Origin of the sequence: Lentzea alba (assembly GCF_047445655.1) — a bacterium.
Classification (GTDB): domain Bacteria; phylum Actinomycetota; class Actinomycetes; order Mycobacteriales; family Pseudonocardiaceae; genus Lentzea; species Lentzea alba_A.
Window position 1 is genome coordinate 73,142 of record NZ_JAJAEG010000004.1, and the last position, 16,553, is coordinate 89,694.

General features: G+C 67.6%; 16 protein-coding genes. 12 read left to right on the forward strand and 4 right to left on the reverse strand.

The window, feature by feature from the left end; genetic code table 11:
* The first annotated feature begins 15 nt into the window (after window positions 1–15).
* Genes LFM09_RS08095 through kstD form a run of 3 tightly spaced genes read left to right on the forward strand, consistent with a single transcriptional unit; the run spans window position 16 to window position 3,678 of the window.
* The gene (locus tag LFM09_RS08095) at window positions 16–1,530 is read left to right on the forward strand and encodes an acyl-CoA synthetase (RefSeq protein ID WP_414095681.1); all 1,515 of its coding nucleotides are present in this window, start codon (window positions 16–18) and stop codon (window positions 1,528–1,530) included.
* Window positions 1,523–1,975 (forward strand): pyridoxamine 5'-phosphate oxidase family protein, encoded by a 453-nt coding sequence (locus LFM09_RS08100; RefSeq protein WP_414095682.1) that lies wholly within the window; start codon window positions 1,523–1,525, stop codon window positions 1,973–1,975. The genes LFM09_RS08095 and LFM09_RS08100 overlap by 8 nt, the downstream gene beginning before the upstream one ends.
* Window positions 1,972–3,678, forward strand: coding sequence for a 3-oxosteroid 1-dehydrogenase (gene kstD / locus LFM09_RS08105; RefSeq protein ID WP_414095683.1), 1,707 nt, complete (start codon window positions 1,972–1,974; stop codon window positions 3,676–3,678). The genes LFM09_RS08100 and kstD overlap by 4 nt, the downstream gene beginning before the upstream one ends.
* Here the strand turns inward: kstD and LFM09_RS08110 are convergent.
* The 3 genes from LFM09_RS08110 to LFM09_RS08120 form a co-directional block, all read right to left on the reverse strand.
* The gene (locus LFM09_RS08110; RefSeq protein WP_414095684.1) at window positions 3,675–4,439 is read right to left on the reverse strand and encodes a hypothetical protein; all 765 of its coding nucleotides are present in this window, start codon (window positions 4,437–4,439) and stop codon (window positions 3,675–3,677) included. The genes kstD and LFM09_RS08110 overlap by 4 nt on opposite strands.
* Before the next feature lie 97 nt (window positions 4,440–4,536).
* Window positions 4,537–4,917: a VOC family protein gene (locus tag LFM09_RS08115; protein WP_414095685.1), complete on the reverse strand. Its 381-nt coding sequence runs from the start codon at window positions 4,915–4,917 to the stop codon at window positions 4,537–4,539.
* A gap of 27 nt (window positions 4,918–4,944) precedes the next feature.
* On the reverse strand, window positions 4,945–5,736 hold the full coding sequence (locus LFM09_RS08120) for a crotonase/enoyl-CoA hydratase family protein (RefSeq protein ID WP_414095686.1): 792 nt from the start codon (window positions 5,734–5,736) through the stop codon (window positions 4,945–4,947).
* A 74-nt stretch (window positions 5,737–5,810) separates the two neighbouring features.
* On the opposite strand from LFM09_RS08120, the gene LFM09_RS08125 reads away from it, so the two are divergent.
* The 9 genes from LFM09_RS08125 to LFM09_RS08165 all read left to right on the forward strand — a co-directional run bounded on the left by LFM09_RS08125 (window position 5,811) and on the right by LFM09_RS08165 (window position 15,723).
* A complete protein-coding gene (locus tag LFM09_RS08125; protein ID WP_414095687.1) occupies window positions 5,811–7,397 on the forward strand; it encodes an acyl-CoA synthetase in 1,587 nt (528 codons plus the stop codon).
* Window positions 7,378–8,469 (forward strand): NAD(P)H-dependent flavin oxidoreductase, encoded by a 1,092-nt coding sequence (locus LFM09_RS08130; protein ID WP_414095688.1) that lies wholly within the window; start codon window positions 7,378–7,380, stop codon window positions 8,467–8,469. Before LFM09_RS08125 ends, LFM09_RS08130 begins: the two co-directional genes overlap by 20 nt.
* A 43-nt stretch (window positions 8,470–8,512) precedes the next feature.
* Window positions 8,513–9,496 (forward strand): hypothetical protein, encoded by a 984-nt coding sequence (locus LFM09_RS08135; RefSeq protein ID WP_414095689.1) that lies wholly within the window; start codon window positions 8,513–8,515, stop codon window positions 9,494–9,496.
* Window positions 9,497–9,535: 39 nt separating this feature from the next.
* Window positions 9,536–10,528, forward strand: coding sequence for a hypothetical protein (locus LFM09_RS08140; protein ID WP_414095690.1), 993 nt, complete (start codon window positions 9,536–9,538; stop codon window positions 10,526–10,528).
* Window positions 10,529–10,620: 92 nt separating this feature from the next.
* Window positions 10,621–11,550: a hypothetical protein gene (locus tag LFM09_RS08145; RefSeq protein WP_414095691.1), complete on the forward strand. Its 930-nt coding sequence runs from the start codon at window positions 10,621–10,623 to the stop codon at window positions 11,548–11,550.
* A 24-nt stretch (window positions 11,551–11,574) separates the two neighbouring features.
* Window positions 11,575–12,558, forward strand: a complete 984-nt coding sequence (locus LFM09_RS08150) for a hypothetical protein (RefSeq protein ID WP_414095692.1) — start codon at window positions 11,575–11,577, stop codon at window positions 12,556–12,558.
* A 48-nt stretch (window positions 12,559–12,606) separates the two neighbouring features.
* The gene (locus LFM09_RS08155) at window positions 12,607–13,581 is read left to right on the forward strand and encodes a hypothetical protein (protein WP_414095693.1); all 975 of its coding nucleotides are present in this window, start codon (window positions 12,607–12,609) and stop codon (window positions 13,579–13,581) included.
* 56 nt (window positions 13,582–13,637) lie between these two features.
* On the forward strand, window positions 13,638–14,618 hold the full coding sequence (locus LFM09_RS08160) for a hypothetical protein (protein ID WP_414095694.1): 981 nt from the start codon (window positions 13,638–13,640) through the stop codon (window positions 14,616–14,618).
* Between the two features lie 61 nt (window positions 14,619–14,679).
* Window positions 14,680–15,723, forward strand: a complete 1,044-nt coding sequence (locus LFM09_RS08165) for a hypothetical protein (RefSeq protein ID WP_414095695.1) — start codon at window positions 14,680–14,682, stop codon at window positions 15,721–15,723.
* Here the strand turns inward: LFM09_RS08165 and LFM09_RS08170 are convergent.
* A complete protein-coding gene (locus tag LFM09_RS08170; protein WP_414095696.1) occupies window positions 15,618–16,541 on the reverse strand; it encodes an acyl-CoA dehydrogenase family protein in 924 nt (307 codons plus the stop codon). The two genes, LFM09_RS08165 and LFM09_RS08170, sit on opposite strands and share 106 nt — an antisense overlap.
* Window positions 16,542–16,553 lie beyond the last annotated feature (12 nt).

Below are 16,553 nucleotides of genomic sequence, written 5' to 3' on the forward strand. Positions count from 1 at the left end.
TTCTACTTTGAGGGGGTGGTGACAGGACTCTGGAACATCGCTGCCGATCAGCCGGACCTCACCGCGCTGGTCGATCCGAGCGGTCGCGAGATCACCTACGCCGAGCTCGCGGCATCAGCAGACCGGTACGGGCGCGGGTTCCAGACACTGGGGCTGGAGCCCGGCGACAGCATCGTGCTGATGCTGCCCAACAGCGCCGAACTGGTGGCGGTGTACTTCGCCGCCTACCAGACCGGCCTCTACGTCGTGATGGCCAACTGGCACCTGACCGGGGCCGAGGTCGCGTACCTCGTCCAGGACAGCGGCGCCAAGGCATTCGTGGCCCACGAACGGTTCGCGGCCGCCGCGACAGAAGCCGCGGCGAGCCTGCCTGCGGGATCTCGCTTCGCCGTGGGCGAGATCGCCGAGTTCGAGCCGCTGAGCAAGCTCGGTGAGGGTGAATCTGGCCGGCCGGATGTGCGCACGGCGGGCTCGCCGATGCTCTACACCTCGGGCACGACCGGGCGGCCCAAGGGTGTGCGCAGGCCGTTGACCGGCGCCGACCCGGACGTCATTCCACCGTCGGCGCCGTGGTTCTTCGGCATCTTCGGGATCAAGCCGCACGACGGGCACGTGCACCTCTGCGGGTCGCCGCTCTATCACACCGCGGTGCTGAACTTCGTCGTCATCTCGATCCAGCTCGGCCACACCGCGGTGCTGATGGACCACTGGTCGCCCGAGGAGATGCTGCGGCTGATCGAGCGGTACGAGGTCACCCACAGCCACATGGTGCCGACCCAGTTCCACCGGTTGCTGGCACTGCCGGACGACGTCAAGGCCAAGTACGACATGTCGTCGTTGCGCTCGATGATCCACGGCGCCGCGCCGTGCCCGCTGGAGGTCAAGCGCCGCATGCTCGACTGGTGGGGGCCGGTCGTGATCGAGTACTACGCCGCGACCGAGGGTGGCGGCACCGCGATCTCCGCGCAGGAGTGGTTGCGCAAGCCCGGATCCGTCGGGCTGCCGTGGCCGACGTCGGAGATCAAGATCCTGGGCGAGGACGGCACCGAGCTGCCCGTCGGCGAACGCGGCCTGGTCTACATGCGGATGGGCGACGCGACCTTCGAGTACCACAAGGACGCGGAGAAGACGAAGGCTGCGCGCGTGGGCCGGCTGTTCACGTTGCAGGACATCGGCTATCTCGATGAGGACGGCTATCTGTTCTTGTGCGACCGCAAGAACGACATGATCATCTCCGGTGGCGTGAACATCTACCCGGCGGAGATCGAGGGTGAGCTGATCTGTCACCCGAAGGTCGCAGACGTGGCGGTGTTCGGGGTGCCGCACGCGGACTGGGGCGAGGAGATCAAGGCGGTCGTGCAGCCGGTCGACGGTGTCGAAGGCTCCGAGGCGTTGACCGAGGAGCTGCTGGAGTTCGCCCGCACACGGCTCGCCAAGTTCAAGCTGCCGCGCACCGTCGAGTATCTCGCCGAGTTGCCGCGCGACCCGAACGGCAAGCTGTACAAGCGAAAGCTGCGGGACCGTGCGTGATCTGATCAAGATGAACGCAGCGGAGATCGAGGCGTTTCTGGACGGTCAGAAGACGTTGATCGTCGCCACCATCGGCCGCAACGGCCTGCCGCACGTCGCGCCGATGTGGTTCGCGTGGCTGGACGGCGAGATCGTGTTCTGCACGGACCGCAAGTCGCAGAAGATCGTGAACCTGCAACGGGATCCGCGCTGCAGCGTGCTCGCCGAGGCGGGGGAGACCTACGACCAGCTGCGCGGCGTGCACATGGAGGGCGTCACCGAGTTCACCGACCTCGGCCCGGTCGTGGACGCGGTGGTGGCGCGCAACTTCGGCGAGGTCGGCGACGACGAGACCGCGCGCGAGGCGTTGCGGAAGGCGATGGCGAGGCGCGTGGCCGTGATCTTCCGGCCGACCAAGATCGCCAGCTGGGACCACCGGAAGACGATGTCTGGAGCGACCCCATGAACCTGAACCGCCGTCAGGTGCTCGCCGGTGCCGGTCTCGCGCTGGCCTCCGGACTGGTCAAGACTTCTTCCGCTTCGGCGTCGCTCGGTGAGTTCGACGTCGTGGTGGTCGGTGCCGGTGCGGCGGGCATGACCGCCGCTCTGACCGCGGCGAAACGCGGCCTGAGTTGCGTGGTGCTGGAGAAGGCACCGACTTACGGCGGCTCCGCGGCAAGATCCGGTGCCGGGATCTGGATTCCCAACAACGAGATCATCCTCGCCGCAGGCATTCCCGACACCCCGGAGAAGGCGCGGCAGTACCTCGCGGCGGTCGTCGGTGACATCCCGGCGGTGCGGCAGCAGGCTTATCTGACCTACGGGCCGCAGATGATCTCGTTCGTCATGCGCAACAGCCCGTTGCGGTTCCGGCACATGGACGGCTACAGCGACTACTACCCGGAGCTGCCCGGTGGCATAGTTCGTGGGCGGTCGATCGAGCCGGAGATGCTGGACGGCCGGATCCTCGGGGCGGAGCTCGCCAACCTCAACGCGCCCTACCTGGCCACACCGGCGGGCATGGTCATCTACGGCGCCGACTACAAGTGGCTGGCTCTGGCGTTGGTCAACGCCAAGGGGGCTGCGACGGCTGCGGCGGCGTTGGCACGCGGTACGGCGGCGGCTTTGGCGGGGCAGAAGCCGTTGACGATGGGGCAGGCGCTGGCAGGTGGTCTGCGGGCGGGCCTGATGCAGGCTCAGGTGCCGGTGTGGCTCAACACCCCGTTGGAAGACCTGCACGTGGAAAACGGCGCGGTCAAGGGAGTCCTGACCTCGCGCGGCCTCGTCCGGGCTCGGCGTGGCGTGATCATGGGTTCCGGCGGCTTCGAGCACAACGCGTCGATGCGCGCCCAGTACCAGCGTCAGCCGATCGGTACGCAGTGGACGGTCGGCGCGAAGGAGAACACGGGCGACGGCCACCGCGCCGGCCTGCGGGCCGGGGCGGCGCTGGACCTGATGGACGACGCCTGGTGGGGCCCCGCGATTCCGACGCCCGGCTCGCCGTACTTCTGCCTGGCCGAACGCACCCTGCCCGGCGGCCTGATGATCAACCAGGCGGGGCAGCGGTTCGTCAACGAGGCGGCACCCTACAGCGACGTCGTGCACACCATGTACGACAAGAACCCGACTTCGCCGTGCATCCCGGCGTGGCTGATCGTCGACCAGAACTACCGCAACCGCTACCTGTTCGCCGATGTGGCGCCGACGCTGCCGCTGCCCGACGGGTGGTACCAGGCCGGCGCGGTCGTGAAGAACTGGTCGCTCGACGGACTTGCCTCGGCGATCGGCGTGCCGGGGGCTGCTTTGAAGGCCACCGTGAGCCGGTTCAACAACCAGGCGTTCACGGGCAGGGACACCGATTTCCGGCGCGGTGACAGCGCTTACGACCACTACTACACCGACCCGGCTGTCTTCCCGAACTCGTGTCTCGCGCCGTTGTGGGTGGCGCCTTACTACGCGTTCAAGATCGTGCCCGGTGACCTCGGCACCAAGGGCGGGATGGTCACCGATGCCCGTGCTCGGGTGCTGCGGCCGGATGGTTCGGTGATTCCCGGGTTGTACGCGGCGGGCAACGTCAGCTCGGCTGTGATGGGGCGGAGCTACGCCGGAGCGGGGTCGACGATCGGGCCGGCCATGACGTTCGGGTACATCGCGGCGAACGACCTCTAGTCCCAGACCGTGACCTGGCCGGTGATCGTGCTGGAGTCGAGCGCGACCACGTCGACGAGGAAGATCCGGCCGCCGGGTGTCTGTCCGCACACCCGGCTGCCTGCGATGAGGTTCTCCGCGTCCCTGGTCGCCTTCTGCCCGACGTGGTCGGCGCATTCGGCCTGGCCGGGGACGTTGTCGCTGAGCCATTCCGCGAGCCAGTAGCCGTCGTCGCCGTGCAGGCGCCCCGGGGTGAGCGGCCAGATGTTCGTGCCGGGCATGTCGCGGGGCTGGGCGAGGTCCAGGTGGAAGCTGCCGAACTGAAGTGTGCCGCTGAACCGCACGCCTGCGGGTGGAGGCGCGGCCGCGACGGCCACAGTGGTCGTTGTCGGCTCCACGGTGACAGGACGGCTGCTGGTCGAGCTGGTCGCCTTGCCACCTGGGGCTGGACGGGCGGCACCGGCCGTCGTGGGTCTGGCCGGTGCACCAGGCGTGGAGACGGCGGGTGCTGACGGGGTGCCGGTCTCCGCCGACGCCGAGGCGGTAGCGGCCGCCGGTGTCTGCGGCGCCGGCTCGTCCAGCGCCAGCAGTGCCACGGCCGCGACCGCGGAGCAGGCCAGGAGAGCCGCCGTCGGAACGGCCGAGTACCGCAGAGCCTTGCGCCAGGAGAGCTTGCCGGGCGTGCCCACGTACACGTCGCCGCCGATCGACCCCGCCTGGATCGCCGTGCCGCTGTTGTCCCCGCTGACGTCGTTGTCGGTCGACTGATCGGAGTGCTTCAAGACTGGCCCCTGCTCCGGACTGCGAACGAGTGATACGTCGCAGATCGGCGGAGGTGAGGCAGGTGTTACGGGTGCGAACGAATATTCCGCTCGACGTCTACACCGGACTGATGCGGGCCCTGAGCAGGCAGAAGACGTTGCCCTCCGGATCCTGGAGGACGTGCCACGACTCCTCGCCGGTCTGCCCGATGTCGGCGGGCCGTGCTCCGAGGCTCAGGAGGCGTTCGAGCTCGGCGTCCTGGTCGCGGTCGGTGGCGTTGACGTCGATGTGCAGCCGCGGCTGTCCGGTCTGGGGCTGTTCGTTCGGGCTGAGGATGATCGTCGGCTGCGGGCCGCCGGACCCTGACGGCGGCCCGATCTCCATGCTGCCGTCGTCGTCGCGGTCGAGCACCACGAAGTCCAGCACCTCGCACCAGAACCGCGCCAGCAGCTCCGGGTCGCGGCATTCGAGCACGAGTTCACTGATTCGACACGCCATGGGCGAACTCTAGTGCCGGTCGCGGCACTAGCGGCCCTGGAAGTCCGGCTTCCGCTTCTCCGCGAAAGCGCGCGGGCCTTCCTTGGCGTCCGCGCTCTGGAAGACCTCCATGCCGAGCCGGGCGTCCACTTTGAACGCCTCGTTCTCGTGCATCGCCTCGGTCTCCCGCATGGTCCGCAGGATGGCCTGGACGGCGAGCGGGCCGTTGGCGGTGATCAACGCGGCCAGTTCCATGGCCTTGTCGAGCGCCTGGCCGTCCGGCACCACGTGGCCGATCAGGCCGATTTCCTTGGCCTCGGCGGCTTTGATGTGCCGGCCGGTCAGCAACAGGTCGGCCGCGACGGTGTAGGGGATCTGGCGCGGCAGCCGCACCGCCGAACCGCCGAGCGGGAAGAGGCCCCAGCGTGCTTCCGAGACGCCGAACCGTGCGCTCTCGCCGGCCACACGGATGTCCGTTGCCTGAAGGATTTCCGTGCCTCCCGCCACCGCCGGGCCTTCCACGGCGGCGATGAGCGGTTTCGTCAATCGACGACCTTTCAGCAGCGGTTCGATGACGGAGAAGTCGAACTTGCCGGCGGATTCGCTGGGGTGGTTGGAGGTCATCGCCTTGAGGTCGGCGCCCGCGCAGAACGACCCGCCGGCGCCGGTCAGGATGCACACGCGCACGTCGGGATCGTTGTCCACGCGGTCCCACGCCTCGCGCATGATCGCCATCATGGGGCCCGACAACGCGTTGCGGACCTCTGGGCGGTTCATCGTGACGACCAGAACGTTCCCGACCAAGTCCACCAGCGCGTGTGGTTCCGTCGTGGTCGTCATTCGGGCGCCTCCTGGATCGAGTCTGACCGCACGGGGGATTGTCCAGAACAGTAACACGTTCTACTTTGCCTACCATGGCCCTCAACGTCGCAGACCTCGTTGAACACGCCGCAGACACCGTGCCCGAGCGGACCGCACTCGTGTGCGGCACCAAGCGGGTCACTTACGCCGACCTCGAGTCGCGAGCCAACAAACTGGCTCACCACCTGGCAAGGAACGGCGTCACAGCGGGGGCGCACGTCGGGCTCTACGCACGCAACTCGATCGAGCTCGTGGAGGCCATGCTCGCGGTCTACAAGCTGCGCGCCGTCGCCATCAACGTGAACTATCGTTACACCAAGAACGAGTTACAGTACTTGTTCGGCGAGGCGGATCTGGTCGCACTCGTACACGAACGGCGGTACGCGCCACTGGTCGCGGAGGTCGGTGCGCCCGGCCACACCGTCGTGATCGACGACGAGTCCGATGTGGAGTTCGCCGGCGTCGACTACGAGACGGCGCTCGCCGGGGAGTCCGGGGAACGCGACTTCGAACCCCGCAGCGGCGACGACCTCTACATCCTGTTCACCGGCGGCACGACCGGCATGCCCAAGGGCGTGATGTGGCGGCACGAGGACGTGTGGCGCACGCTCGGCGGCGGCATCGACTTCGTCACCGGTGAACGCCTCACCGACGAGTGGCACCAGGCCAAGTCGGGCAAGGACTACGGCCTCGTGCGGCTCTGCCTCCCGCCGTTGATCCACGGCGCGGCGCAGTGGGCCGTGCTCGGCGCGTTGTTCAGCGGCAGCACCGTGGTGCTGGTCCCGAAGTTCGACCCGGCCGAGATCTGGGAGGTCATCGGGCGGGAGAAGGTCCAGGTCGCGGTGATCACCGGCGACGCGATGGGCCGGCCGTTGATCGAGGAGTACCAGCGCGGCTCGTACGACGGCTCTTCGTTGTTCATCATCAACAGCAGTGCGGCGTTGTTCTCCTACACCGTGAAGAAGCAGTACCACGAACACCTGCCGCACACGACGTTGCTGGAGTCGATCGGGTCGAGCGAGACCGGGTCGACGGGGATCGGCGCGGTGCCCAAGGAGATGGTGAAGACCGACGGCACCAAGGTGAAGCTCAACGAGGACACCATCGTCATCGACGAGGACGGCAAGAAGCTCGAACCGGTGCCCGGTGTCGTCGGCAAGCTCGCGCGCGGCGGCCACATCCCGCTGGGCTACTACAAGGACCCGGAGAAGACCGCGCGGATGTTCGTCGAGGTCGACGGCAAGCGCTACACCGTTCCCGGCGACTGGGCCCGGTTCGAGGAGGACGGCGACATCACGTTGCTCGGCCGCGGCAACACCTGCGTGAACACCGGTGGCGAGAAGGTGTTCCCCGAAGAGGTCGAGGGCGTGCTGAAGTCGCACCCGGACGTGTTCGACGCGTTGGTGATCGGCATCCCGGACGACCTGCTAGGCCAGCGCGTCGGCGCGATCGTGCACCCGCGCGAAGGTGCGTCGCCGACACTGTCCGAACTGGACGCTCACGTGCGCGAGACGCTGGCCGGCTACAAGGTGCCGCGGTCGCTCTGGCTGGTCGACGAGATCGGCAGGACCCCGAGCGGCAAACCCGACTACCAGTGGGCTCGCCGCCACGTGGAGGACCATGCGCACCAGCCTGTGTGACACGTTCGGCATCGAGCACCCGGTCTTCGGCTTCACCCCGTCCGAGCACGTGGCGGCGGCGATCAGCCGGGCCGGGGGGCTCGGCGTGCTGGGGTGCGTGCGGTTCAACGACGCGGAGGACCTCGACCGCGCGTTGACGTGGATGGACGAGAACACCGACGGAAAGCCTTACGGCGTCGACATCGTGATGCCGGCCAAGGTGCCCACCGAGGGCACGCAGGTGGATCTCTCGGCCTTGATCCCGCAGGGGCACAAGGAGTTCGTTCAGCAAACGCTCTTGAAGCTCGGCGTGCCGCCGTTGCCGGAGGGTGAGGGCGGCGAAGGCGTGCTCGGGTGGCTGCACTCCGTCGCGCGGTCGCACGTCGACGTGGCGTTGGAGCACCCGATCCGCTTGATGGCCAACGCTTTGGGCTCACCACCGGTCGACGTCATCGAGCAGGTGCACGCGGCGGGCGTTCCGGTGGCGGCTTTGGCAGGCAAGGCCTCGCACGCTCAGCGGCACGTCGAGAACGGCGTGGACATCGTGGTGGCGCAAGGATATGAGGCCGGTGGACACACCGGTGAGGTTGCCACGATGGTGCTCGTGCCGGAGATCGTCGACGCGGTTTCCGTGCCGGTGCTCGCGGCCGGTGGGATCGGGTCGGGTCGTCAGGCTGCGGCGGCGTTGGCGTTGGGTGCTTCGGGTGTGTGGATGGGGTCGTACTGGCTGACCACCGCCGAATACGCTCTCGGGAACTCCAGCACGCAACGCGCGTTGCTCGCCGCCGGTTCCAGCGACACCGTGCGCACCCGCGTCTACACGGGCAAGCCCGCGCGGCTGTTGAAGACTCGGTGGACGGAGGCGTGGGCCGCGGAGGACGCACCGGAACCGTTGCCGATGCCGTTGCAGAACCTGCTCGTCAGTGAGGCGCATCAGCGGATCGCCCGGACCGATGACCCGTCGGTCGTGTCGATGCCCGTGGGGCAGGTGGTCGGGCGGATGAACGACGTGCGCCCGGTCGCGGAAGTGATGGCGTCACTACTCTCCGAGTTCAACGAAACCGTCGAACGGCTGGCGAAGCTTTCGGGTTGACACGCTCAGTTATCTTGTTCCCGCATCTCGACCTGGGGGAACCATGAAGCTCAGACGTGTCCTTTCCGGATTGTTCGGCGTGCTGGTGATCACGTCGTCGGTCGCGGCACCACACGCCGCGGCCGAGGCGTGCCGGTGGATCGCGCACGACCTGCCGGTGCCGCCCGGCGCGAAGAACGTCGAGATCAGGGCGAGCAGCGGCGACAACACCTTGATCGTCGGCTGGCACGGTTACCGCGGCCTGGTGTGGTGGAACGGCGACCTCTGGCAGATGGACGAGCCGCCGCACGGGGCGTCGACGAACGTCATCCCGTGGGGCATCAACAACAGCGCGGTCGTCGTCGGCGGCCTGGAGACCTATCCGGACGGCGGCGGTCTCGATCGGCGGGCGTTCCGCTACCAGTACGGCCAGTACCAGTTGCTGCAGACGGCATCGGACGAGCAGTCCGTGGCGCTGGGCGTGAACGACAACGGGGACGTCGTCGGCGAGGTCTGGAAGGAACCGAACATCGACTGGCGCACGGTCGTCGTGTGGCCGGCGAACGGCCCGCGCAAGGACTTCGAACGGGGCGACGCCGTCGGCATCAGCTCGGACGGCAAGGTCGTCGCCAACACCCGTCTCGCCGGGGACCGGATCGGCTGGGTGAAGGACATCAACACCGGGGTCAAGACGACGTTCCAGGGGCCGTTCCGGCCGATGCGGCTCGACAACGACCGGATCCTGTACTCCGAGGGGATCTCCGGCGGCGGCGACCGGATCGTCGAACAGGGGCTCGACGGCCAGCGCGTCGCGACCTACGCCGACGGCACCCACGTGTTCGGGAGGACCTCGAGCGGCACGGTGTTCGGTGCGGTCTCCTCCGGCGTCGCCCACCTCTGGCAGTGGGGAACGCACTACGCCGTGGACGCGGAGAAGCTGCCGTCCGCCTGGTACTACGGCGACGTGACCGATGGCGGTGGGTTGGTCGGCACCTACATGGACGCTGACGGTGGCCGCCACCCCGCACGCTGGTTCTGGTGCGCCTGAGGCCCTATCTTGATCCCCCACATCGTTCCAGGGGGATTCGTGAAGCACAGACGTGTGTTCGTCGCGCTCATCTGCTTGTTGTCGTCGGCCGTCGCAGCTCCACGGGCTGCTGCGGCCGACGACTGTCTGTGGAAGATCTTCGAACTGGCGTGGCCGGACAAGCGTTCGGAGGTTCGGGGCAGTAGCCCGGACAACCGCCTGATCGTCGGGACGGTGACTTTTCCCGAGAGCAACGGTCACGGCGTGATCTGGACAGACGGCATCCTGAGCTGGATGAGAAGCATCCCGGGCGAGGGTGCCACCAGCACCGTAACGCCCCACGGCGTCAACAACAGCGGCGTTGTGGTCGGCGATCACCGGCACTACCTGGGCGACGAGGTGTACCAATCTCGCGCCTTCCGCTACCAGAACGGCGCGTACGAGAACCTGTACACCGCTCCGGGCGAGTCTTCGACGGCGATCGGCATCAACGAGGCCGGCGACATCATCGGCGAGGTGTGGAAGACCGGGTACCCCAGCATCCACCCCTGGATCGCCCTGTGGCCGCGCGACAACCATCCGCGCCGCCTGTACCTCAACGGCAAGGCAGTCGGCATCACCGACGACCGCAAGCTCGTCGTGGAGCAGGACGTGTGGAGCAGCAACCGGAAGGTCTGGTCGATCGACGGCAACACCGGCACCTGGACCGCCTTGCCCGGCTCGAACGGGCGGCCTGTGCTCGACGACAACCGGTTGTTCACCGCCAGCTCCGCCAACAACAGCATCCACGAGTGGACCCTCGACGGTCGGCAGGTCGGCACGTACGAGAAGGGCTGGGCGGGGCACGGCCGCAACTCCAGCGGCACGGTGTACGGCTGGACCAACAACGGGGCGAGCCTGTGGCAGGGCGGCGCCCGCACCCGTACGGAGGTGGTCGCGGACCAGGTGCACTACGGAACCATGTACGGCGACATCACCGACGACGGCCGGCTGATCGGCACCTACCGGGACGCTCAGCAGGTCAACCACGCGGCTATCTGGTTCTGCTCCTGATCAAAGGTCTCAGCGGTTATCTTTCTCCGTCTGGGGACGATTCACTTGGGGGAACCGTGAGACAAAGACCCGTATTCGTTGCGCTCTTCTGCGTGCTGACCTCGGCCGTCGCAGCCCCGCAGGCTGCGGCGGCCGCTGCGTGCCAGGTGGAGGACCTGCCCGTGCCCGCCGGTGCGTTCGAGGCGCGCACCCGCGGTACGTCCGACAACGGACTGATCGTCGGCGAGGTCCAGCACGACGGCATCCGCGGCGTGGTCTGGGCGAACGGACAGCCGAGCGAGATGGCCGCGCCCGCGAACCCGAACGTGACGAGCGTGCGGCCGTCGGACATCAACAACCACGGCTCGGTCGTCGGCACGCAGGAGACCTTCGGCAGCGGCGAGACGGTCAACCGCGCCTTCATCTACCGCGACGGCGTGTACTACCTGCTGTACACCGAGGGGCCGGAGCAGTCCAGGGCAGTCGGTGTCAACGACAACGGCGACGTCATCGGTGAGGTGTGGCTGAAGTCGGCGCCGCAGACCCGGTGGGTCGCGCTGTGGCCGGCCGGGCAGCCGCGCCGGTTGTACGTCAAGGGCCAGGCCATCGGCATCAGCGCCGACCGCAAGCTCGTGCTCGCCACCGCCACGGACAAGACGTGGGTGATCGACGGCAACACCGGCGCCTGGACGCCGATGCCCGGCGCCCGCACCCCGATGACGCTCGACAACGAGCGCATCCTGCACTTCGAGTTCACGCCGACCGGCACGCAGATCGCCGAGTGGAACCTCACCGGTCAGCGGGTCGACGCGTACGCGGAAGGTCGCGACGTCTACGGCAAGAACGCCGCGGGCGTGTTGTTCGGCGTGAGCACGCACGGCGAGACCAGTGTGTGGTCCGGCGGCACGCGGAAAGAGATCGTGGCCGACAAGCTGCCGCATTTCAGCTACGCCGCCGACATCCTGGACGACGGCACGATGATCGGCACGTACGAGGGCTCGCAGAGCGGCCTCCCGCACGCGGCGAGGTGGACCTGCTCCTGATCTGTTGACACGTAAGGGAGATTCATGAAGCGAAGACGTGTGTTCGCCGGCGTGTCCGGCGTTTTGCTGGCGGCGTCGATCGTCGCCGCGCCGCAGGCTTCCGCGGCCGCCTGCTCGTGGGTGGCGAACGACCTGCCGCTGCCCGCCGGTGTGACGCACGGGCAGACCACAGGTAGCAGCGGGGACAACAGGTTCATCGTCGGCTCGTACTTCCAGAACGGCACTCGCGGTGTCCTCTGGGACCACGGCGCGTTGCGGACGATGACGCTGCCTTCCAACTCCGCCGACGACATCACGCCCAGAGACGTCAACAACAGCGGGGTGGTGGTCGGCGCCTACTGGTACAGCTGGGGCGCGGACAGCCGCTATCGCCCCTTCAGGTACAGCAACGGCACGTACGAGTTCCTTTACTCCGACGTGAACGAAGACGCGATCGCTCGTGGTGTCAACGAGAACGGCGACGTGATCGGCGAGGTCTGGTTGCGGTCGGCTCCGCAGACCCGCTGGGTCGCGATGTGGCCTGCCGGTCAGCCTCGCCGCCTGTACCTCAAGGGCCAGGCCATCGGGATCAGCAACGACCGCAAGCTCGTGGTCGTCACGAACACGACCGCGTGGCTGATCGACGGCCACAACGGCAAGTGGACCGAGATCCCCGGCGGCCGGACGCCGATGGTCTTCGACAACGAGCGGGTGCTGCACATGGCCTGGGGCGGCGAGAACGGTGCCGCGTACCGGATCGTGGAGAGGGACGTCAACGGCGTCCTGACCGCGGAGTACAACGCAGGCCTCGAGCCCTTCGGCAGGACGTCCGGCGGCACGCTGTTCGGCTCGACCGGTCCCAACGGCACGAGCCTGTGGCAGAACGGCTGGCGCACCGACGTGGACAGCGAGAAAGACCCGCATCCCAGCTACTACGGCGACGCCACCGACGGCGGCGCGTTGATCGCCACCTACCGGGACGCACAGGGCAACACCTACCCGGCGCGCTGGTTCTGGACGTGCACCTGATCGCGTCCCGATATCGTGTTTCCGCCTGGGGAAGATCATGGGGGAAACATGAAGCACGGACGTGGTTTCTTCGCGCTCTCTTTGCTGCTCGTCTCGGCTGTCGCGGCTCCTCAAGCCGCGGCAGCCGAGACGTGTCAGTACCGGGCGCAGGATCTGCCGGTCCCGGAGGGGGCCAGGTGGGCCCGCACCCAAGCGACCAGTGACGACAACAAGCTGATCCTCGGCGCCGTCATCGTGAACGACCGCTGGCGCGGCGTGGTGTGGCGGGACGGCGAGCTGACTCAGCTGGCCGCGCCCGACCAGGGGACGGGGCACGTCTCGGTCAAGGACATCAACAACAGTGGTGTCGTCGTCGGCGGTCTGGAGATCGCCGACGTGAGCGGGGAGATCACCACCCACGCGTTCCGCTATCGGAACGGCACGTACGAGCTGTTGCCGGTCGAGTCGGTCGAAGGTTCCTCGGCGCACTGGGTGAACGACGCCGGCGACGTCGTCGGCGAGGTCTGGGACGAGTCGGGCCGGCGCACCGAGGTGTGGCCGGCGGACGGACCCCGGACGACGCTCGGCCTGGGAGAGCCGGTCGGGATCAGCCGCGACCGAAAAGTCGTCGTGCAGGACCGCGGCAGCTGGCCGGTGACCGGATCGGTGATCGACCTCCGGACCGGTCTCACCACGCGGCTCACCGGCATCACCGGGCAGCTGTGGGCGGTGGACAACGACCGGTTGCTGCTGCCCGGTAAGGGGCACACGATCGACGAGCGCGACCTCGCCGGCAACCTGATCGCCACCTACGCCGACGGCATGGTCGCGTACGGCAAGAACAACACCGGCACGCTGCTCGGCCGGACTGGGTACAACGAGAACGTCTTGTGGCAGCAGGGAGTTCGTCAGCTGTTGGACGCGGACAAGCAGCTGGACCGGTTCTACCACGGCGACGTCACCGACGACGGCGTCCTGATCGGCACCTACAGCGACGCCGACTGGACCTCGCACCCGGCGCGGTGGCTCCGAACATGTAGCTGATCTGTTGACACGTCTCGCTATCGTGTTTCTGCCTGGAGATCTTCAATGGGGGAAACATGAAGCACGGACGTGTGTTCGTCGCGCTCTCTTTCGCACTCGCGTCGGCTGTCGCGGCTCCACAAGCCGCGGCAGCCGAGACGTGTCAGTACAGGGCGCAGGACCTGCCGCTGCCGGAGGGAGTCAGGTGGGCCGTCGCCAAAGCGAGCAGTGACGACAACAGGCTGATCCTCGGCACGACCCGCCCGGACGCCGTCGACCGCGGCATCGTGTGGCGTGACGGCGAGCTGGAGCCGTTGGTGCCGCCTCCCGCGGGGACGGGGAACGTGTCGGTCAAGGACATCAACAACAACGGTGTCGTGGTCGGCGCGATGGATGTCATCGACGAGGACGGCGAATTGAACAGCCGGGCGTTCCGGTATCAGAACGGCCAGTACGAGTTGTTGCCCGTCGAGAAGGGGGAGAGGTCCAGCGCGAGCGGCGTGAACGACGCAGGTGACATCGTCGGTCAGGTGTGGCGGCTGGGGACGACGACGAGCGCCACGATGTGGCCGGTCGACGGTCCCAGGACGACGACGCACCACGAGGCCGAGCCGATCGGCATCACCTCTGACCGCAAGGTGGTCGTGCGGAGGACCCACTCCTCGCCGGCGATCGGCTGGGTGGTCGACCTCGCCACCGGTGTCACGACTCCACTTCCTGGCGAGTATCCGGCGGTGGTGGTCGACAACGACAGGATCATCCAGGCTGACGCCGGGACGATCGTTGAGCTGGACCTCAGCGGCCACAGGGTTGCCACGCACGAGGACGGCACTGGTGCGTGGGGCAAGAACTCCACCGGCACGATGTTCGGCAGGAAGTACGACACCAGTGGCCTGAGCGAGACCATCTTGTGGCAGCAGGGGAACCGCGAGCTGGTGGAGACCGAGCAGCTGCCGGATCCGTTCTACTACGGCGATGTCACCGACGACGGCGTGTTGATCGGCACCCACGCCGACTGGCAACCGCGCCCGGCGCGGTGGTTCCGGACGTGCGTTTGATCGCTTGACACGTCTGGTTCTCTGGATTCCGCACGGGGGAATCTGTTTCTTTGGGGGAAACATGAAGCACAGAGCCGTATTTGTCGTGCTCTCTTGCGTTTTGGCGTCGGCTGTCGCGGTTCCACAGGCGGCAGCCGACGGATGTGGCTGGACCGCGCGGGACCTGCCGCTCCCGGCCGGCGCGGAGTGGGCGTACACGACGTCGAGCAGTGACGACAACAGGCTGATCCTCGGTTCGATCCTCACCGACGCCGGTCGTCGCGGCGTGGTGTGGCGCGACGGCGAGCTGGTGGAGATGGCGGCACCGCCCGCCGGGATCAAGCATGTCTACGTCAACGACGTCAACAACAACGGCGTCGTCGTCGGCGACGTGTTCATCGACGAGGGTGGTACGCCGGCCACCCGCGCGTTCCGCTATGAGAACGGCCAGTACGAGGTCTTTCCGGGCAGGTCGTGGGAACGGTCCACCGCCACGCTGGTGAACGATGCCGGAGACGTGGTTGGCACGGTGTTCGGCGGGATGTTCGTGCGCACCGTGTTCTGGCGATCGGACTGGGCACGTCCGACGATCGAGGGGGAGACCATGCCGGTCGGGCTCAGTGCTGACCGGACGAAGCTCGTCGTGAAGGATGCGAACAGCTATCCGGTGACCGGATCGGTCGTGGACCTGGCGACCGGTGAGTCGGCGCCGCTTCCCGACGAGATGCCGGCGCTGGTGGCCGACAACGACCGGATCCTGTACTCGGGCCAGGGCAACACGATCGTCGAGCGCGATTTCGACGGCAAGCAGGTCGCCACCTACGAAGACGGCGTTGCGGCCTATGGCAAGAACAACACGGGCACGGTGCTCGGCCGGACCGCCGGAGGCGAGACCGTCCTGTGGCGCAACGGTGTCCGGGAGCAACTGCGGTCCGACAAGCTGCTGAACCCGTCCCACCACGGCGACGTCACCGACGACGGCGTCCTGATCGGCACCTACTCCGACGGTGAAGGCACCACTCACCCGGCGCGCTGGTTCTGCGCCTGGAGAACAGCGCTGAGTTTGAGGAGCTGGGCGGTCGCCCCGCCCAGCTCGAACTCGGCCCGCTTCGCCGCGGTGAAGTAGCGGTGCACCTCGTGGCTCATGTCGATGCCCGTACCGCCGTGCACATGCACGGCGGTGTGCGCCACGCGGTGTCCCGCGTCGGCCGCCCAGAACTTCGCGGTCGCGATCTCGGCGGCGGCGTCCAGGCCTTCGGACACCTTCCAGGCCGCCTGCCACAACGTCAGCCGGATCGCCGCGACGTCGATGTACGCATCAGCAAGTCGTTGTGCCACAGCCTGAAAACTGCCGATCGGCCGGTCGAACTGCACACGTGTGCGGGCGTACTCGGCTGTCAGCTCCAACGCGCGTTCGCACACGCCGAGCTGGAAAGCGCACAGCCCCAACGTGTAGCGCTCGATCAGCCAGTCCGGCGAAAGTCCGGGGACCAGCGTGCCGCTGCCGGAGAACGAGAACGAGCCCGCGTCCGAGCCGTCGACGAGCTCCTGCGCAACGACCTCGACGTCCGACGCGTCGATGAGGAACACCTCAGTGCCTGAGGCGACGAGGAAAGCGGATGCCGTGGTAGCGAACGGAACCGTGGTCTTCGCGCCATCCAGGTCGTCCACGAGCGCGAGCGACAAGACTGTGCCGGCCGCAGGGGGCGTGCCGAACTTGGCCAGCGCGGACGACGCCACCGCGGTCGGCAGATAGGGCACGTCGGACACCGCGCGTCCCAGCTCGACCAGCACCGAACACTGTTCCAGCACACCGAACTCGTCGGGGTGCTCCGGCACGACCCCGGCCTTCACGAGATCGGCCCACGGCGCGTCGGAGGAGTCGAGGATCTTGCGGGTCAGCGCGGCCAGTTCGCGTTGCGCCTCGGTCAGCGTGAAGTCCATGTCTTCTCCGGT

Coding starts and splice junctions, on each gene's coding strand:
- LFM09_RS08155 (WP_414095693.1), top strand. CDS start 12,607: ATGAAGCACGGACGTGGTTTCTTCGCGCTCTCTTTGCTGCTCGTCTCG.
- LFM09_RS08165 (WP_414095695.1), top strand. CDS start 14,680: ATGAAGCACAGAGCCGTATTTGTCGTGCTCTCTTGCGTTTTGGCGTCG.
- LFM09_RS08160 (WP_414095694.1), top strand. CDS start 13,638: ATGAAGCACGGACGTGTGTTCGTCGCGCTCTCTTTCGCACTCGCGTCG.
- LFM09_RS08115 (WP_414095685.1), bottom strand. CDS start 4,917: ATGGCGTGTCGAATCAGTGAACTCGTGCTCGAATGCCGCGACCCGGAG.
- LFM09_RS08130 (WP_414095688.1), top strand. CDS start 7,378: ATGCGCACCAGCCTGTGTGACACGTTCGGCATCGAGCACCCGGTCTTC.
- LFM09_RS08125 (WP_414095687.1), top strand. CDS start 5,811: ATGGCCCTCAACGTCGCAGACCTCGTTGAACACGCCGCAGACACCGTG.
- LFM09_RS08120 (WP_414095686.1), bottom strand. CDS start 5,736: ATGACGACCACGACGGAACCACACGCGCTGGTGGACTTGGTCGGGAAC.
- LFM09_RS08150 (WP_414095692.1), top strand. CDS start 11,575: ATGAAGCGAAGACGTGTGTTCGCCGGCGTGTCCGGCGTTTTGCTGGCG.
- kstD (WP_414095683.1), top strand. CDS start 1,972: ATGAACCTGAACCGCCGTCAGGTGCTCGCCGGTGCCGGTCTCGCGCTG.
- LFM09_RS08135 (WP_414095689.1), top strand. CDS start 8,513: ATGAAGCTCAGACGTGTCCTTTCCGGATTGTTCGGCGTGCTGGTGATC.
- LFM09_RS08170 (WP_414095696.1), bottom strand. CDS start 16,541: ATGGACTTCACGCTGACCGAGGCGCAACGCGAACTGGCCGCGCTGACC.